This is a genomic window from Martinezella sp. CNPSo 3732, from assembly GCF_057784515.1.
Window position 1 is genome coordinate 73,956 of the sequence record NZ_JBXSOO010000026.1, and the last position, 16,695, is coordinate 90,650.

A 16,695-nucleotide genomic window follows, 5' to 3' on the forward strand; every position below is an offset into this window, starting at 1 on the left:
AGATGGCGCGCAAAAACCTCCTTGAAATCTCGGCGCCGAACACGGCGCGCACGGATGCGCCAGCGGCAAAGGACAATCGTCCGATTGCGGGCTTCCTGCCGCAGGCGAGGGGTAGCGGTCCGGTGGGCGGCATTACAAGGACGCTTGGAAACATCACAGAGAAAATGGAGCGCGCCAGCGACCTTGAACGGCAGCTGGCGGAAGGACAGACGGTCGTCGATATCGATACCGATGTTATCGACGGATCCTTCGTTACCGATCGCCTCGAAATAGACCCGATTGAGCTCGGCCAATTGGTTGAGCAGATACGCGAGCACGGCCAGCAGGTTCCGATCCTCGTGCGGCCTCATCCGGAGTCCAAGGGGCGCTTCCAGGTCGCCTATGGCCATCGCCGTCTGGCAGCCGCAAAGGAACTCGGCATCAAAGTGCGCGCGGTCGTGCGTCAACTCACGGATGACCAGCTGGTAGTCAGCCAGGGTCAGGAAAACAGCGCGCGCACCAATCTCTCCTATGTCGAGCGAGCATTGTTTGCATTGCGCCTTGAGCAACGTGGTTTCGGCCGCGATATCATCATGGCGGCGCTCGGCGTGGACAAGGCAGCGCTTTCCAAGATGCTGATCGTCACGAGACAGGTGCCTCTGCCGCTTATCAGCGCGATCGGGCCCGCCCCGGAAATCGGCCGCAGACGATGGCTGGAGCTGGGAGAACGTCTTGAGAGCATTGCTTCCGAGCCGATCATTGCCGAGTTGTCCGCGGACAACTATCGGAAGATGTCTAGCGATGAGCGCTTCCAGCACGCCCTCGCTTTGGCGACAGGAAAGCCCGCTTCTGCCAAGAGCACCGCAGCTCCCTCATCCATAACCGGAGTTCCGGTAACCTTTAAGCGAACGCCGGCGCGCGCCACTTTTGTTTTCGACAGCAAGGCTGCGCCTGGTTTCGACGAGTTCGTGCAGGAGAGACTGCAATCTCTCTTCAACGAGTTTCAGCAAGGAAAGGAAACGTAACCCGCAAAAGAAAAAGGCCCCCAAACGACGTCGTCGTGGAAGCCCTTCTCTGATCTTAAGCAAATCGAGAATCGCATTTCCCCGAATCACAGTCAAGAGTCTTTGACGCCGTTTTGGTGAGCTGTCTTCTTTTGCCACAACGTAGGTGAAAGAAAATGGAAGCCGAATATGTGACGACGCCTTTTGGGCGGCGGCCGATGACGCTTGCCATGTTGATGGCTCAAAGACGAGCTGAGCATGGGAAGCACATCAGGTCCGTCGACAAATGGAAGATTTATCGCGCGCTCTGTGAAGCCAAGCCTCTTCTCGGGGTGACGGATCGTGCGCTTGCAGTTCTCAATGCGCTCTTGAGCTTCTATCCGAAGAACGAACTATCGGATGACGCCAACCTGATCGTGTTCCCCTCGAACGCGCAGCTGTCCTTGCGCGCCCATGGGATGGCCGAACAGACCATTCGCCGCCACTTGGCTGCGTTGATCGCTGCCGGGCTTCTCGTACGCAGGGATAGCCCCAACGGCAAGCGTTATGTTCGCCGGAACAGGGCAGGGGACCTCAATGAGGCCTATGGCTTCTCATTGGCGCCTCTTCTCGCACGCGCCGAAGAGATCGAACATCTCGCCGCCCAGGTCGCAGCTGAACGGCTCCATATCCAGAGCCTGCGCGAGCGTATCAGCCTCCACAGACGCGATATCGCCAAACTGATCGAAACCGCCATTGCCGAGGCCGTGGAAGGCTCCTGGGAATCCGTCTACGTGGCTTTCCGTGCGTTGATCGACGGTGTTTCACGATCTCCTACCGCAATAGAGCTGGACACTCTCCTGGATAAGCTCAGCCGCCTGCATGATCAAATCATCAACCAGTTGGAAACACACGTAAAAGCCGCGAAATTAAGCGGCAATCCCTATCAAAATGAGCGCCACATACAGAATTCAGATTCCGAATCCCTAATTGAATCTGAAACCGAGGCCAGGCGGCAAAAACTGCCGCTGGATGAGACTGCAATTCCAGGAACAACTCCAACGACGCCGGAAGCCGCAGCATCTCCGGGCACAACCGAACCAACATCGTCAACAACACGCAGCTTTCGCACTGAAGCTCGCAATGAGCCTCCGGCGGAACTGAAGTCTTTCCCACTGGATCTCATTCTCCGTGCTTGCCCGGACATCATGGCTTATGGACCAGCAGGGACCATCAACAACTGGCGTGACCTGCTTGCAGCCTCAATCATCGTCAAATCAACACTCGATATCAGCCCTAGAGCCTATCAGGAGGCCTGCAGGATCATGGGGACGGAAAATGCTGCCACCGTCATCGCCTGCATCCTCCAACGCGCCCCATACATCAATTCTGCCGGTGGTTACCTTCGAGATCTGACCCGGCGAACGGAGAAAGGAGAGTTTGCGATCGGTCCCATGCTTATGAGCCTTCTGCGGGCAAATACGATCACGCCAAAGGTGGCCTAGCCGGCTCCAATTTCAATGTCGAAAGATTGATATCCGGTCCCGCCAAGGCTTCGAATACGGAGCGCTGGTTTACACAGAGCTGATCAAGTCTGCTAACACGCATCGACGACGGTTTTCGTTGCTGCGAAAGATGGCGCATGGCCCTCGTATAGCTAACGGCAGGAAAGAGAAAGATAGCTTCTAATTGAGCTTTTATTTCAGTGAAATCAATCGGCTAGAGACTGTGTAAAATTCAGCCAAATTGGCCGAATAAGTCATGGGAGACGTTCTTATCGTCTGCCGATCCCCAGTTTTTATGCCGTTTTTGCTGGCAAATGTCTATATATTTTCGCATCTGGGTTCTCGATCCGATGCTGCGATATCCACAGGTGGAGATACTGGACGGCATGACGACGGTGACAAGAGTTCTATCCCGGCTCGCTTAAACAGGCACGAGAATGATCCCGGCCGTTGCCTGTCGAATGTCCTGACTTAACCGTTGGCCACTGTCATTGCTGGTCGCAGATCGGGATCGGCTTGGCAGGCGGTGCCGGATGGTCCTTCTTGTACTGGACGATGATCGGTTCGAGAGTTTCCTTGGGCCAGAACTTCGGGGTTCCGATCTCCTTCAGGCAGGAGTCATTCCAATACAACCCCGATTGGGCCGGGGAGCGCCCCGCCGCAACGGCCTTGGCGATCGCCTTGATGTCCGAGGACTCCGGGTAGATGTAAAGCGTCGTCGGATTGTCCTTCACCATGGAGATGATCTGATTGGCATCCGATGCCGCCCAGCTTGTGCAGCCGTCGCTACGGCCGCCGGCATATTCCACCAGCTTTCCAAGCGGAACATATCCGTCCCGGTTAGCATAGGGGCTCTGCGGATCCTTCTTCATGCAGATGCCGGCAACCTTGGCGGCCGCATGTCCGCCGATCGCCCTTTCGCGAGCATTTGCAGTCTCGCCTTCGCCATCGAACTGGAGGAACGTGCGAAGATAGGCAGCTTCCTTGGTTTGTGAGAGTTTGTAGTAGCCCTTGAAGGTCGTCTTCGTCTCCTCCGTCACATAGGAACCGCCCGTCGTCAGGTTCGAGTCCATCGCATTGCCGAAGTTCTTGGCGCACATGCGGCCGTTGCCGAAATCGACGACGCCCTTGAGATCGCGACCGCTGCCGTGGCCGGATGAAACGACACGGAACGTCTGTGTCGCCTCGCAAACGATGTAGAAGCGGCCTGCGGACTTGCCATCATTTGGAGTGTTTGGACGGGTTGCATCCATGGCGAAATAGCAGGGATTTTTGACCGTGCCTTCGCTCACTTTTCGCATGTAGAGCGCGCGGGCTCTTTGCAGGACCGGTTGGGCAATCTGCCCTTCACCGGTACCGACATAGGCTCCGAGCCAGGCCGGAATGTCCGGCTGCCGGGCCGCGGCCAGCGATTGCGATGTTACGGGAATGACGAGGGCGAGGGAGCAAAGGCTGAGCATCTGGGGGACGCTTCGAAGGGCATATCTCAACCGCACGGAATTAGTTCTCCTATCAAATATTCTGGGTCCGCATGAGCGGTTGCCGTCAAAGGCAATGTTGACAGCCTGCCTGCCCCACAAGCTCGCCTGCCACACGCTTTGATTCAGAACTCATACTTGTGCGCTGCTTTGCTGAACGAGACCCTAACGGATGCGGGAAATCCTGGCTGACAAGGAAAATTGCTCGCCTGTCATTGATCGACTCCATCCGTTTTGCGCCAGCATTCTTCAGTGATCGGGGCGCAAATATGGCGGAGTTCGGGCGAGCACGGCGCCAAGAAAGTCCTGTGCGCTTACGTTGCGTCATCAAGTCGAGATGCGGCCTGCTTCCGCAAGCGCGACAAGGTGGTCGACCACTTACTGTGACGACAGATGCGGGGCCGGAAAATCCAGCACGCGGCTGGTATAGCTTTCGATCAGCGCGCTGAACGGTGTTCCATCTGGCAGCTTCAGCACGGCATGGTGTTCGAGAAGAAAAGGCGGCAGGGCAAGGGACCCGGCACCCGATGGCGGCAGATCGGCGCCCGCGTCCCATCCTTGCGGGAGAGGCGACCATAGCAGCTTTGCCGATAGGTTCGTGCGGGTGAAATTGAGGGCCTGAACGGCACGGCCGAATGCGATGTCGCTCGTATCGAGTGACTTGTTCATCTCGGCTGTGAGCTTTGCCGGCACATACCAATTATCCGCCTCGGACAGAATACGATCCCCGCAAGCCAGGCGAACGCGACGATAGGCGACAGGCTCGTCAGGTCCGACCGCCAGCAGCTTCCGGATTGAATCATCGGCTGGCTTGTCCTGACCGCGCACGCGCTGCGCAACGATTTTAGAGCCTTCCGGCGCAAGCTTATGCTCAGCACACCAGCGGTCCAGCGTCAGCGTGGCGCTGGCATTGCTGAGGAGATCGGCATTCAGAGTCTGCAGGATTGCCAGTGCTTCCAGACGCGAGGTCGGCGTGTCGGGCCACCGAGAGGCAGCCGACATTTCCTGCGCCGTCGCCGTCTGCGCGCCAAGCGCGATGGCGACGGAGCTGCCGAGGGCAATCATGCGGACGAATGACGGGGGCTTTGATGGCATGCGATGAAATCCTCTGCACTGATGATTTTACAGGCCGGAACCTAATGGCTGGGAAATGTGCCGCTGGCATAGATGGCAGGCTTGCCGCTATTGGCAAGACCTGAAAAGGCTGTTGCGGACAAGCGCGGCAACTGGCCGCAAAATCATCCGCTGTCTTCCTCACCGGATAAGGTGCTTACGATCCGATTACATTCAGGCCGGTGAAAGCCAACTGGATGAGACCAGCCGTGGCGACGAAGGCCAGTGCTGAGACGAACAGCGCCGCCAGGATCAGCAATCCGTCCCGTGCCATCAGGGCGACCGAGATCGCCACGAGGGCAATGACCGGCATATAGTTGCCGAGCGGGATCGGAAGGACAATGGCGACGGCCAGCAGGAAGGTCGGGAAGGACAGCAGCCATTGCATGGTGCCGCCCGTGAAAGCGGCTAGACGGCCCGGACGGACGACGGCTTCGACCCTGGTGAGGATCGGCGCGCTGTAGCGTACGATGAGATCAATGACCGCCGGTGAAAGCCGACGCCGGCTGAGGAAGGCCGGTAGCCATATGGTCCGGCGGCCCAGTGCGATCTGCACCGCCACCAGCGCGAGAGCGCTTCCGAAAACGACGCCGAACGGTCCTGGGATCGGAATCAGCGCCGGCAGCGAGAGAAAGAGGATGGTAAAAGCCATGCTCGTGTGCCCGAGGCCGCAGAGTACCCCGCCAATGGAGATGCCGCCCTGCTCATGGGCGAGCTTGGCGAGATGGTGCAGGCGAGTGGATGCCCTGTCGTCGTGCTCAGTTGTGCCGGCAGTCTGTTCTGTCATCGGTCATCACCAGATGAGGTCACCGGAATTTCTTGCTTGCAGAAAGCGTCAGGCTTCATCGGCACCTTCGCCCTTTCCCTGGATAAGCCTGATGACGGGCGCGCAGTCCGGATTGCTTTTGTCGAGCAGATCGGCAGGGCTGCTCCAGCCGGTCGACAGGCCGATGACCGTGGAAATCGTCCAGAAAGTGTCTTCGGAGGCGCGTTGCGTCAGTGCCGGGACCTCGGACGAGAGACATGCCTGCGATTGCCTGATGATCTCGCCGGGCTGGCCGGCGGCAGCCGCGTGCCTCTCAATTTCGGCTTGAAGCGGACCAAGGGCGAAAGTTGCAAAAAGGGCTGCGAGGAGATTGGAGATCATGTCTGTACCTTGTCGGAGATCTGTTTGAAGCGGGGAGGAGGGAAGTGCCCCGGAGTGGGGCACCTCAGGGCATCATGCGCTTTCGGTCTTGTTGCGTGTCTTCAGCAGGCTCCAGCCGACGCCGCTTGCTATGATGGCGAAGGTGATCCCGAGCGAGAGGGCGGCCGGGAATTTTTCCAGACCCAGCATATCGGCGACAAAGATCTTCGAACCAATGAAGACGAGCACGATGGCAAGTGCGGGCTTCAGATACTGGAAGCGGTGGATCATGGCGGCGAGTGCGAAGTAAAGGGCGCGCAGGCCGAGGATCGCGAAGATATTCGACGTGTAGACGATGAAGGGGTCGGTCGTGATGGCGAAGATCGCGGGAACCGAATCCACGGCAAAGATCACGTCAGCGACCTCGATCAGCACGAGTGCCATGAAAAGCGGCGTGATGAACCAGACCATCTTCCCGGTCTGCGGATGCGGCTGCTTGACGAAGAAGCGCTCGCCATGATGATGGTCGGTGACGTTGAAGCGGCTGCGCATGAAGCGCACCAGCGGGTTCTTCGACACATCCGGCTCGGCATCCTTCACGACCAGCATCTTGATGCCGGTGATGATGAGGAAGGCGGCGAAGACGTAGAGAAGCCACGAGAATTCGGCCACGAGCGTCGCGCCGACGCCGATCATGATCGCGCGCAGCACGATGACGCCGAGAATACCCCAGAAGAGCACGCGGTGCTGATAGAGACGCGGGACGGCAAAGAAGGCGAAGATGAGGGCGATGACGAAGACGTTGTCGAGAGCCAGCGTCTTTTCGACGACGAAACCCGTCATGTAGGCAAGGCCGGAATCGGCACCGAGATACCACCATACCCAGCCGCCGAAGGCGAGGCCAAGGGTGATATAGAGCACGGAGAGCTTGATGCTCTCGCCGACGCCGATCTCCTTGTTGTCCTTATGCAGGACACCGAGATCGAAAGAGAGAATGGCGATGACGAGCGCAAGGAAGCTCGCCCACATCCAGAGCGGCTTTCCCAACCACTCCACGAAGAGCAAAGACGTTTCCATGACGGAGAACCTCTGTCGGCGCGATGTCGGAAGAGGTCCGACATCATGAGAGCGCCGACGGCTCTCACCAGAGGGGCCCGGACCAGCGGGTTGACCAATAGCTGGGAAGCGGACGTTTGCGTTTCAAGAGCTGCACGCACTTTTCAAAGGAGCAGAGGTTTAGCTTGCTCCTTTAAGCTGCGGTCCGGCCAATGTGGATGCTGTGAACACTTGCTCTCTTCTGCGCGACGAAATCCGTCAGCGCGGATGGAATGTCAACATGGGCGCTGCGCCGCGCAAGAATACGGAACCCTTTGGGAAGACAGGCGGCGATGCGGTCGATAATCGTCTCATAATCGACAATGAGCATCTCCCGACCGGCCATGAGATCGAAGAGAAGGGGATCGGCGAGCACGCGCTCATTTTCGCAGAACCAGTACGAGGAAATTGTCAGATCGGGGAGGTAACCGATCTGCGCCGGCAGATTTCTTTGCTCGAACTGGAAATCGCCGGGCAACCCCGCGGCAGCCATCAATTCTCTGGCGAGGGACAGCTGGTGTTCGGATAAATCCAGCCCCCGAAGCTCCAGCTCGGGATTGTGGGCTAGATAGGCAAAGGCAAGGCTGAAGGCGCCGGAGCCGCAGCCGAGATCGCATACCCTTCTATATCTGTGGACGGCGTCTTCGAGGCTGGTAAGCGCCTGCAGGCATTTCAGAGAGTTTCGCATGCCGAATGCACGGGTGAAGGCATCGGCGGAAAGGTTATAGTCGAATATCTCGATCTGGCGCCGGCTTTCGACAACATTGCGCAAAGCAATACTGTCGTTGCTTGGATGGTACAGGTGGTTACACCTTAGCAGGACCTCGGAAAATTCTTCGAGATTTCGTGTCTGTACGGCCGCGTATGTCATGAAGCCTGTCCTCGCCAAGGGTGTAGTCTTTGGCGTGATTGGAAAGGCTGCATGCGCCGAAAGCAAGCCCTCAAAAATTGCCCTGACGCTCGATAGGAAAGGGCAGCGCAACGACGACCATCGAACGCCGAAGCCATGTCAGCCTTGTGGTAGCGCGATTGGAAATCCTTCGAAGGTCTTGAGGGTATCGAGGACGATCGCCGTCTTCACGTGCTGAACGGATTCATGCGGCAGCAGCACGTCGTTGACGAAGCGGGAGAGATCGGTAAGCCCGCGGGTGGCGACCTTAAGGTGATAGTCCATTTCACCTGTCAGCGCATAGGCTTCCAGCACCTCCGGCAGTCCGTTGATGAGCTGCGAAAAACGGCGGGCATTGTCTCTGTTATGGGTGGCAAGCGTCACCGAAATGACAACGAGCATATCCAGCCCCAGTCGCTGCCGGTCGAGATTGGCCTGGTAGCTGCGAATATAGCCTTCCGCCTCCAGTCTGGTGCGGCGGCGCGAGCATTGCGAGGGCGAAAGGGCAATGCGCTCGCCGAGTTCGTTGTTCGTCAATCTGCCGTCTTTCTGAAGTTCCTCCAGCAGGCGCAGATCCAATTTGCCGAGCTGTTCATCCATTGCGCAAAACTCTCAAAATCCTCACGAAGCCTGTATGAGTTTTGCCTTTTCCTCAGAAAGTTACAAGCTTTCGGGGTTAATCCCACGCCAAGTCTTGCGTAGTTGAACGCGATGGTTTTCGAGGCTTTTGGACCAAGTGAAACGGAAAGGGACTGCGCAGCCACCCCGTTCGCGCCATCTCTTTAGATGCCGCGCATACAATCAGCCTTCCTAGCGTTTGTCCCTTTAGAATTTCCGGTTGCAGAAAGTCGACTCCTTTTTACATAATTGTCATCTGGCTTTTATAAGTGGGAGGCGGGAAGCAACCAAACGCAGGGGGTATAAATGCGTAAACTTCTTCTCGCCATGATGTCTGCGACCGTAATGTCCGGCGCAGCCCATGCAGCGACAGTCTATCCGTTGGACCGGGCAACGGTACTCGCCGGCTCTCCGTTCGATTTCAAGGTGGAATTCAGCAAGGTTGTGAAGCCGGAAGACGTGAAGGTCACGGTCAACGGCGAAAGCTACGATGCGGTTTTCGGCAAGGCGGCTGATTTCGTCGCAGAAGAAAAGGGCACTGAAGACAAGGTTCTTGGGTCCGCCCTGATCCTGCGTGGCGTCAAGCTCGCAAAGCCCGGCCAGTACAAGGTCGAGGTTTTGGCCGGCGACGAGAAGAAGTCCGTCAACTGGGATGTCTATGGCACATCGGCCATGCCGAAGGCCAAGAACATCATCTTCCTGCTCGGCGACGGTCTCTCGGTTGCGCATCGCACCGGCGCCCGCCTCATGTCTAAGGGCATGACCGAAGGCAAGGCCAATGGCCGCCTCGCCATGGACGACATCCCGCCGGTTGCCTTCATCGGCACGTCCTCGACCTCGGCGATTGCCACCGACAGTGCCAACACCATGTCGGCCTACATGACCGGCCACAAGTCGGCGGTAAACGCACTCGGCGTCTATGCCGACCGCACGCCGGCAAGCCTAGACGACCCGAAGGTCGAAACGATCGGCGAGGCCCTGCGCCGCACGGGCAAGAAGTCGCTCGGGATCGTCACCACGGCCGAAGTCGAAGATGCGACGCCGGCAGCGCTCGTTTCCCATACGCGCAAGCGTGGCGACAAGGCTGAGATCGTCGGCATGATGTACGACGTCAAGCCGGATGTCCTGCTCGGCGGCGGCTCGGCCTATTTCCTGGCGAAGAGCGTTCCGGGCTCCAAGCGCAAGGACGACAAGGACTATATCGCGCTCTTCAAGGATGCCGGCTATGCCGTTGCCACCGACAAGAGCGAACTGGCCGCAGCTGCCGGCTCCAACCAGGGCAAGCTGCTCGGTCTCTTCCACACCGGCAACCTCGATGTCGCGCTCGATCGCGAATTCCTCAAGAAGGGCACCGTCGACAAGTTCCCGAACCAGCCCGGTCTGGTCGACATGACCAAGGTCGCGCTCGACAAGCTCGCCAAGAACCCGGACGGTTTCTTCCTCGTGGTTGAAGGTGCCTCCATCGATAAGATGAGCCATCCGCTCGACTGGGATCGTGCACTGGTCGACACGATCGAGTTCGACAAGGCCGTGGCCGTTGCCCACGCATTCCAGGAAAAGAACCCGGATACGCTTATTGTCGTCACCGGCGACCACACGCATGGCGTCTCGATCATCGGCACCGTCGACGATAACAAGCCGGGTACCGAAATGCGCGAAAAGGTCGGCACCTATGCCGCTGCCGGCTTCCCGAACTACGAAGACAAGGATGGCGACGGCTATCCGGATCGCGTCGACGTTTCGCGTCGCCTGTTCATGGCCGCCAATAACGGCCCTGATCACTACGAGACCTTCCGTCCAAAGCTCGATGGTCCTTTTGTTCCGGCTGTTCAAAACGAAAAGAAGGAATATGTCGCCAACGAAGCCTATAAGGACGTGCCCGGTGCCGTCTTCGTCCAGGGCAATATTCCGCGGGACGAGGACAGCGGTGTCCACGCCGTCGACGATGTCGTGCTGCAGGCAGCGGGCCCGGGCGCCGAAGGCTTCCGTGGCTACTTGGAACAGAGCGACGTCTATCGCGTGCTGGCCGATACCTTCGCGCTCGGCACCGAAAAGATGTAAGTTGTTACAGATCGTATACCATGGACAGGCGGCTTCGAGGCCGCCTGTCTCTTCATCTTTCATGGGGGTACGCGATGTCCGGGGACAGGATCGCCACCATCGATCGTCGAGGCTTTTTGGCGGCTGCCGCGGCTTTGCCTGTCATGGGCATTGTGACACGCGCGAATGCCTCAGATACACTGGGTTTTGGCGAGCTCTATAAGAGCTTCGGCCCACTCGGGCTCGAATTTTCCGACAAGGTGAAGCAGCTGAGCGGCAAGGAAGTTGCCATCAATGGCTTCATGGCGCCGCCATTGAAGGCGGAGGCCGCTTTCTTCGTGCTCACGGAAATCCCGATGTCGCTTTGCCCCTTCTGCTCTTCCGATGCCGATTGGCCCGACAATATCATGGTCGTCTATCTCTCTTCCAAGCAGACATTCGTTCAGTATAACGCGCCGATCGCGGCGCGGGGTGTGCTGGAATTCGGCTCCTGGACCGATCCGGAAACCGGCTTCATCAGCCAGCTGCGTCTCCGCAACGCATCGTTCAGGACTGTTTGAGCACATGCTTGCGCTCGATATCTCCGGTCTTGAAATGCAGTTCCCCGGCCTGGCCGCGCCGGTTCTCACCATCGACCGCTTCCATCTGCAGGCGGGCGGCAGGCTTGCGATCACCGGGGCCTCGGGTTCCGGCAAAAGCACATTCGTCAATGCCATTACCGGCTTGGAAGATGTCGGAAATGGCAGCGTATCCTGGAGCGGTACGGAGATCACGCGCCTGTCGTCCGGCCGGCGCGATGCGTTCCGCGCCCGCAATATCGGCCTCGTCATGCAGGACTTTCATCTGTTTCCCGGCTTGTCCGCCTTCGAGAATGTCGTGTTGCCGATCAAGCTGACACGGCGTCTTGCCTCCAACGAACGGGAACGTGCGCTTTATCTGCTGTCTGTCACCGGTATCGCCCGACCGCAACAGAAGGTCGAAACCTTGTCGCGCGGCGAGATGCAGCGCGTTGCCGTTGCCCGCGCATTGCTGTCGCGCCCCGGCGTCATCGTCGCTGACGAGCCGACCGCCAGCCTCGATCGTCAGGCGGGCCATGAGGTTGCGGAACTTCTGCTGCAGCTTTCGGCCGAGGAGGGGACGACGCTTGTCGTCGTCACGCATGACGCCACACTCGCCGAGCGCCTCGGCCGCCGCATCAATCTGGTAAACGGGCGGATCGAGGAAGACAGCCAAGAGGTTGCCGCGCAATGATCACCTTCATCCTTGCCGACCTCAGACGCTTCTGGAGCGGTGCGCTGGCCGTCGTGGTGCTGATTGCCTTGTCGGTCGCGCTGAGCGTGACGGTGACGCTGCAGGAACGAGCTGTCCGGCTCGGCAGCGCGCGCGCTGCGGAAAAATTCGATCTGCTCGTGGGTGCCGCCGGCAGCGAGACGCAGCTGGCGCTTTCCGCCGTCTTCCTGCAGCCGGCGTCGTTGCCGCTGATGGAGGGTACCGTTCTGTCCCGCCTTGCCAGTGATCCGCGTGTCGAACTGGCGGCACCGGTCGGCTTCGGCGATTCCGCATATGGGCATCCGATCGTCGGCACGACCACGGGCCTCATTTCGTCCCTCTCGCCCTCGCTCTCGCAGGGCGCGATGTTCGCGCGCCTCGGCGAAGCGGTGGTCGGCTCCGATGTCGCCTTGTCGACCGGCGCGGAAGTCAAGCCGATGCATGGTACGGCCGAGACCGGTGGCGAAACTCATACGGCGATTGCCTACAAGGTCACCGGCCGCATGGCGCCGACGGGAACAGCCTGGGATCGCGCCATCCTGGTGCCGATCCGTGCCATCTGGCAGTTGCACGGCATGCATGGCGCGGACCATCACGACGATGATGGCGACGAAGCCAGTGTGCATGACGCAGCCGAACCGCATCAGCATTCCGACGGCCGCGAAGAAGGCCATGAGCATGAGCATGGTCATGTCGATGCCGATGCACCGCTCGACGAGCAATTCGACGCGCAGACGCCTGGCATTCCGGCCGTTCTCGTCAAGCCGAAGACGATTGCCGATGCCTATCGCTTGCGGCAGGAATACCGCACGGGCACGACGCTCGGCATTTTCCCGGCCGAGGTGCTGACTAGGCTCTATGCGACACTCGGCGATGCCCGCAGCCTGCTTCTGGCGATCGCGCTCGGCACGCAGGCGATCGTGATTGCCGCGATCGTGCTCGTCACGATCATGCATGTCGGCTCACGACGCCGGCAGATCGGCGCCCTGCGGGCGCTTGGAACACCGGTCCGCTCGATCGTCGCGCTCGTCTGGGGCGAGCTCTTCATCCTGTTCGCGGCCGGCATCCTGCTCGGCATCGTCCTCGGTTATCTCGCAGCATTGACGATTTCGGCGCGGCTTGCCGCTTCCACCGCCGTCCGCCTGCCTGTCGGCTTCATCTTCGATGACCTCTGGCTTGTCGGCGGCTTCGCCGCCGTTGCGTCCGTCATCTCCATCGTTCCCGCTCTCAGCGCTCTGCGCTCCAGCCCCGCAGCGGCGCTGCGGGCGTGATGAACCGGTCTTGCGGCCCTCGGCGGCAAGATGGGGTCAATGCAGGCGCAGGCCGTTCGTTGGATCGAACAGATGCGCTTTTGCCGGATCGATCCTGAGCTGGATCGGCTGACCGGGGGAGACGGAGGGGCGGTCCCTGACGGCTGCGACGATGGATTGAGCGCCAGCCTGCAATTGCAGATGCGTGTCCGAGCCCGTCGGCTCGATGATGATGACCTTGGCCTGCACTCCGTCCGTATCGACTGCAATATGTTCCGGGCGGACGCCGAGCTGGACGGAGCGGCCGAGGTGGCGGCGGGCACTTTCCGGCAGCGGCCAATGCAGATCTTCCGCGTCCTGCAGCCCCAAGGTCCCGTTTCGGTCGATGACAAGGCCATCGATAAAATTCATCGACGGCGATCCGATAAAGCCGGCGACGAAGCTGTTGGCCGGTGCATCGTAGATGTCAAGCGGCGAGCCGACCTGTTCGATGTGGCCGCCGCGCATGACGACGATGCGGTCGGCCATGGTCATGGCCTCCATCTGGTCGTGCGTCACATAGACCATGGTGGTGCCGAGCCGCTGGTGCAGCGTCTTGATCTCGGTGCGCATCTGCACGCGCAGCTTGGCGTCGAGATTGGATAGCGGCTCATCGAAAAGAAAGATCGCTGGATTGCGGACGATGGCGCGCCCCATTGCCACGCGCTGTCGCTGCCCACCGGACAATTGTCGGGGATAGCGATCGAGGAGCGCGGCAAGGTCGAGGATCGCTGCGGCATCGTTCACCTTTTGCTCGATTTCCTGGCGGCTGCGGCGCGCAAGCTTCAGCGAAAAGGCCATGTTGTCGCGCACGGTCATGTGCGGATAGAGCGCATAGGACTGGAACACCATGGCGATATCCCGCTCATTGGGTTCGAGATCGTTGACGATGCGGTCACCGATTTCGATCTCGCCGTCGCTGATGCCTTCCAGCCCGGCGATCATCCGCAGCAGGGTGGATTTGCCGCAGCCCGAGGGTCCGACAAGCACCACGAATTCTCCATCCTGTGCGGCGACGGAGACGCCGTGCAGCACTTCAAGCGCGCCGTAGCGTTTGATGGCGTTGCGAATGGTCAGTTTCGCCATGGATTTCTCTCCCGAAAATCTAGGCCGGCGCTTCAGCGCCCGCCCATGCCCGCATTGAGGGCGATGCTACTGTAGATGAGCTTCTGCAGGATGATCGCGAGGAAGACTCCTGGAAGCATGGAAAGCGTGGCACCCGCCATCAGATAGTTCCACTGCGTACCTTGCTGCGTCTGGAACAGGGTGAGGCCGACCGGCAGGGTAGCATTGTCGGCACCGGTCATGACGATCAGCGGCCAGAGGAAGTTGTTCCATTGCCCGATGAAGGTGAAGAGCGACAGAAGCCCGATGGCCGGCATCGACAGCGGCACGATGATGCTGACGAGGATGCGCAGGCGGGAAGCGCCGTCGATCCTGGCGGCTTCCTCGAGTTCCATGGGAATGGAGAGGAAGAACTGCCGCATCAGGAATGCGCCGAAGGTGCCGAAGGAGATCGGCAGGATCACGCCGGGGAAGGTGTTGACCAGACCGAGCTTGTTGACGATCAGAAACAGCGGAATGATGAGCATCAGCGGTGGCACCATCAGCGTGCCGATATAACCGAGCAGCAGCGTTTCGCGCGCCCTGAATTTCAGCCGCGCGAAGGCATAGCCGGAAAGGCACGAGACGACGACAGTAATCGCTGTCACGCAGATCGCGATGATGGCGCTGTTGAGGAAGAAACGGCCAAAAGGCAGGCGGGTCCAGGCGGCGGCAAAGTTACCCCATTCGAAGACTTCGGGCAGGATGCGCGGAGGTATCGCCGTCACCTCGGCATTTGAGCGCACTGCATTCGAGACCATCCAGAAGAAGGGAAAGAGAAAGGCGATGGCGACGAGCGTGATTGCCAGGTGATTGACGACATCGAGCACCAGCTTCCGGCGCTCTTTAGCTTCGGATTTAAGCGTCATAATGCACCCATTTGCGCTGGAACCAGAATTGCAGGGCCGTCAGCGCCATGATCAGCGCGAACATCACCCAGGCGATGGCCGAGGCGTAGCCCATCTGGAAGTTCTGAAAACCCCGTTGGTAGATGGCATAGCCGAGCGTCGCGGTCGATGATCCCGGCCCGCCCTTGGTCATGACGAAAATCTGGTCGAAGACCTGCAGCGAGGTGATCGCCGTCATGACGGTGCCGAAGAACAGCGTCGGCGAAATCAGCGGCAGCCGGATTTTCCAGAAGCGGTCCCAGGCCGTTGCGCCATCGATGCGGGCTGCTTCGAGGTAGCTTGCCGGCACCATGTCGAGCGCGGCGTTGAAGAGAACGGTATTGTAGCCGACGCCGGCCCAGATCGAGGTGAGGACGACCGCCTGCATGGCAAGCGTGCGATCGTTCAGCACGCCCGACAATGGCAGCGACAACGAGGCCATCAGGCTGTCGAAAAGCCCGCCGCTCGTAAAGATCAGCATCCAGACCATGGCGACCGCAATCAGCGGGGTGAAGGTCGGGAGAAAGAAGATCACGCGGAACCAGCGTTGCCCGATCTTCAGGCTCGAAATCCAAGTTGCCAACCCCAACGAGATGATGATGTTCAGTACAAGATATTCGACGGTGAAGAAGAGGGTGTTGCGCAAGACCGTCCAGAATTGCGGGTCGGTCGTAAACAGGCGCACATAGTTGGAAATGCCGACGAAACGCGGCGTACCGAGCAGCTGCCAATTGGTGAAGCTGAGCGCGATCGACGCCAGGATCGGCAAGACGAGAAACAGGACGATGCCAATCAGGCCCGGCAGCAGGAAGAACAGGGCCGTCCATCCCTCGCCTCTGAACCATTTGCGCGAGCGTGGCCTTGGTCTTGCGATCATGTCGGTGTGCTTGCCCAGCATCATGGGCCTCTCCTTTCCGGCGATGGCGCTGCGGTCGAGCCGATGAGCCCGGCCGCAGGCCGACGAGACGCCCGGTCTATGGTAGCTGGCTTTGAATGTCGCTTAATACGCCGTCGGGTTTCGAGTCTCCCGTCAGTGCAAGCGGCACGTACTGCATCACCAGATTCTCGAACTGGTTCCATTTCTCGTTGATGCGGAATGGTGTGGTGTGGGCAAATATATATTGCAGCGTATCGCGGGTACCGCTGACATTCTTGGCCGCGCCGTCATACCAGGCGGTTTGTTGTGCAAGCCGGGCGGGCAATGCGCGTCCGGCCGCGCCGAGGATTTCCGCGGCCTTGGGGCCTGTCAGCACCTGCAGCGCCTTGAAGGCGGCATCCTTATGCTGGCTGGTGGCGGAGATACCCCAGCCCGAGCCGGCC

Annotated in this window: 16 protein-coding genes and 1 pseudogene; 6 read left to right on the forward strand and 11 right to left on the reverse strand. The window is 59.5% G+C overall.

Annotated elements, in window-relative coordinates:
- Positions 1–2: 2 nt before the first annotated feature.
- Positions 3–1,004, forward strand: a complete 1,002-nt coding sequence (repB, locus tag AC13RM_RS28970) for a plasmid partitioning protein RepB (protein WP_113228473.1) — start codon at positions 3–5, stop codon at positions 1,002–1,004.
- A gap of 155 nt (positions 1,005–1,159) precedes the next feature.
- Complete coding sequence (repC, locus tag AC13RM_RS28975; RefSeq protein ID WP_440479512.1) at positions 1,160–2,467, forward strand: plasmid replication protein RepC; 1,308 nt, start codon at positions 1,160–1,162, stop codon at positions 2,465–2,467.
- A gap of 488 nt (positions 2,468–2,955) precedes the next feature.
- On the opposite strand, the gene AC13RM_RS28980 is transcribed toward repC, so the two are convergent.
- The 7 genes from AC13RM_RS28980 to AC13RM_RS29010 all read right to left on the reverse strand — a co-directional run bounded on the left by AC13RM_RS28980 (position 2,956) and on the right by AC13RM_RS29010 (position 8,768).
- A complete protein-coding gene (locus AC13RM_RS28980; protein WP_374818777.1) occupies positions 2,956–3,963 on the reverse strand; it encodes a hypothetical protein in 1,008 nt (335 codons plus the stop codon).
- A 360-nt stretch (positions 3,964–4,323) separates the two neighbouring features.
- Complete coding sequence (locus AC13RM_RS28985) at positions 4,324–5,040, reverse strand: hypothetical protein (RefSeq protein ID WP_440478153.1); 717 nt, start codon at positions 5,038–5,040, stop codon at positions 4,324–4,326.
- A 175-nt stretch (positions 5,041–5,215) separates the two neighbouring features.
- A complete protein-coding gene (locus tag AC13RM_RS28990) occupies positions 5,216–5,845 on the reverse strand; it encodes an exopolysaccharide biosynthesis protein (RefSeq protein ID WP_440478154.1) in 630 nt (209 codons plus the stop codon).
- 48 nt (positions 5,846–5,893) lie between these two features.
- Positions 5,894–6,205, reverse strand: a complete 312-nt coding sequence (locus tag AC13RM_RS28995) for a hypothetical protein (protein ID WP_440478155.1) — start codon at positions 6,203–6,205, stop codon at positions 5,894–5,896.
- Positions 6,206–6,277: 72 nt separating this feature from the next.
- A complete protein-coding gene (locus tag AC13RM_RS29000; RefSeq protein WP_488555981.1) occupies positions 6,278–7,261 on the reverse strand; it encodes a TerC family protein in 984 nt (327 codons plus the stop codon).
- Positions 7,262–7,433: 172 nt separating this feature from the next.
- Positions 7,434–8,150, reverse strand: coding sequence for an SAM-dependent methyltransferase (locus AC13RM_RS29005; RefSeq protein WP_488555982.1), 717 nt, complete (start codon positions 8,148–8,150; stop codon positions 7,434–7,436).
- 138 nt (positions 8,151–8,288) lie between these two features.
- Positions 8,289–8,768, reverse strand: coding sequence for an Lrp/AsnC family transcriptional regulator (locus AC13RM_RS29010; protein WP_440478158.1), 480 nt, complete (start codon positions 8,766–8,768; stop codon positions 8,289–8,291).
- Between the two features lie 324 nt (positions 8,769–9,092).
- Between AC13RM_RS29010 and AC13RM_RS29015 the strand changes: the two genes are divergently transcribed.
- The 4 genes from AC13RM_RS29015 to AC13RM_RS29030 all read left to right on the forward strand — a co-directional run bounded on the left by AC13RM_RS29015 (position 9,093) and on the right by AC13RM_RS29030 (position 13,366).
- The gene (locus AC13RM_RS29015) at positions 9,093–10,847 is read left to right on the forward strand and encodes an alkaline phosphatase (protein WP_440478159.1); all 1,755 of its coding nucleotides are present in this window, start codon (positions 9,093–9,095) and stop codon (positions 10,845–10,847) included.
- 74 nt (positions 10,848–10,921) lie between these two features.
- Positions 10,922–11,386, forward strand: coding sequence for a hypothetical protein (locus AC13RM_RS29020; RefSeq protein WP_488555983.1), 465 nt, complete (start codon positions 10,922–10,924; stop codon positions 11,384–11,386).
- Positions 11,387–11,390: 4 nt separating this feature from the next.
- On the forward strand, positions 11,391–12,077 hold the full coding sequence (locus AC13RM_RS29025; RefSeq protein ID WP_488555984.1) for an ABC transporter ATP-binding protein: 687 nt from the start codon (positions 11,391–11,393) through the stop codon (positions 12,075–12,077).
- On the forward strand, positions 12,074–13,366 hold the full coding sequence (locus tag AC13RM_RS29030) for an ABC transporter permease (protein WP_488555985.1): 1,293 nt from the start codon (positions 12,074–12,076) through the stop codon (positions 13,364–13,366). Before AC13RM_RS29025 ends, AC13RM_RS29030 begins: the two co-directional genes overlap by 4 nt.
- 36 nt (positions 13,367–13,402) lie before the next feature.
- Here AC13RM_RS29030 and AC13RM_RS29035 read toward each other — a convergent pair whose 3' ends face one another.
- The 4 genes and pseudogenes from AC13RM_RS29035 to AC13RM_RS29050 all read right to left on the reverse strand — a co-directional run.
- On the reverse strand, positions 13,403–14,470 hold the full coding sequence (locus AC13RM_RS29035; protein WP_440478163.1) for an ABC transporter ATP-binding protein: 1,068 nt from the start codon (positions 14,468–14,470) through the stop codon (positions 13,403–13,405).
- Positions 14,471–14,502: 32 nt separating this feature from the next.
- The gene (locus AC13RM_RS29040) at positions 14,503–15,357 is read right to left on the reverse strand and encodes a carbohydrate ABC transporter permease (RefSeq protein WP_488555986.1); all 855 of its coding nucleotides are present in this window, start codon (positions 15,355–15,357) and stop codon (positions 14,503–14,505) included.
- Positions 15,347–16,252 carry a carbohydrate ABC transporter permease gene (locus AC13RM_RS29045; RefSeq protein ID WP_371864856.1) on the reverse strand — a complete coding sequence of 302 codons (906 nt, stop codon included), beginning with the start codon at positions 16,250–16,252 and terminating at the stop codon, positions 15,347–15,349. Before AC13RM_RS29045 ends, AC13RM_RS29040 begins: the two co-directional genes overlap by 11 nt.
- Positions 16,253–16,349: 97 nt before the next feature.
- Positions 16,350–16,695, reverse strand: a pseudogene (locus AC13RM_RS29050) (ABC transporter substrate-binding protein); the annotation flags it as partial.

What these genes read in the sequence shown, in the direction of transcription:
- AC13RM_RS29010 (WP_440478158.1), bottom strand. Translation starts at nt 8,768, where the DNA reads ATGGATGAACAGCTCGGCAAATTGGATCTGCGCCTGCTGGAGGAACTT.
- AC13RM_RS28985 (WP_440478153.1), bottom strand. Translation starts at nt 5,040, where the DNA reads ATGCCATCAAAGCCCCCGTCATTCGTCCGCATGATTGCCCTCGGCAGC.
- repB (WP_113228473.1), top strand. Translation starts at nt 3, where the DNA reads ATGGCGCGCAAAAACCTCCTTGAAATCTCGGCGCCGAACACGGCGCGC.
- AC13RM_RS29020 (WP_488555983.1), top strand. Translation starts at nt 10,922, where the DNA reads ATGTCCGGGGACAGGATCGCCACCATCGATCGTCGAGGCTTTTTGGCG.
- AC13RM_RS29000 (WP_488555981.1), bottom strand. Translation starts at nt 7,261, where the DNA reads ATGGAAACGTCTTTGCTCTTCGTGGAGTGGTTGGGAAAGCCGCTCTGG.
- repC (WP_440479512.1), top strand. Translation starts at nt 1,160, where the DNA reads ATGGAAGCCGAATATGTGACGACGCCTTTTGGGCGGCGGCCGATGACG.
- AC13RM_RS29030 (WP_488555985.1), top strand. Translation starts at nt 12,074, where the DNA reads ATGATCACCTTCATCCTTGCCGACCTCAGACGCTTCTGGAGCGGTGCG.
- AC13RM_RS28990 (WP_440478154.1), bottom strand. Translation starts at nt 5,845, where the DNA reads ATGACAGAACAGACTGCCGGCACAACTGAGCACGACGACAGGGCATCC.
- AC13RM_RS29015 (WP_440478159.1), top strand. Translation starts at nt 9,093, where the DNA reads ATGCGTAAACTTCTTCTCGCCATGATGTCTGCGACCGTAATGTCCGGC.
- AC13RM_RS29045 (WP_371864856.1), bottom strand. Translation starts at nt 16,252, where the DNA reads ATGATCGCAAGACCAAGGCCACGCTCGCGCAAATGGTTCAGAGGCGAG.
- AC13RM_RS29005 (WP_488555982.1), bottom strand. Translation starts at nt 8,150, where the DNA reads ATGACATACGCGGCCGTACAGACACGAAATCTCGAAGAATTTTCCGAG.
- AC13RM_RS29035 (WP_440478163.1), bottom strand. Translation starts at nt 14,470, where the DNA reads ATGGCGAAACTGACCATTCGCAACGCCATCAAACGCTACGGCGCGCTT.
- AC13RM_RS28995 (WP_440478155.1), bottom strand. Translation starts at nt 6,205, where the DNA reads ATGATCTCCAATCTCCTCGCAGCCCTTTTTGCAACTTTCGCCCTTGGT.
- AC13RM_RS29025 (WP_488555984.1), top strand. Translation starts at nt 11,391, where the DNA reads ATGCTTGCGCTCGATATCTCCGGTCTTGAAATGCAGTTCCCCGGCCTG.
- AC13RM_RS29040 (WP_488555986.1), bottom strand. Translation starts at nt 15,357, where the DNA reads ATGACGCTTAAATCCGAAGCTAAAGAGCGCCGGAAGCTGGTGCTCGAT.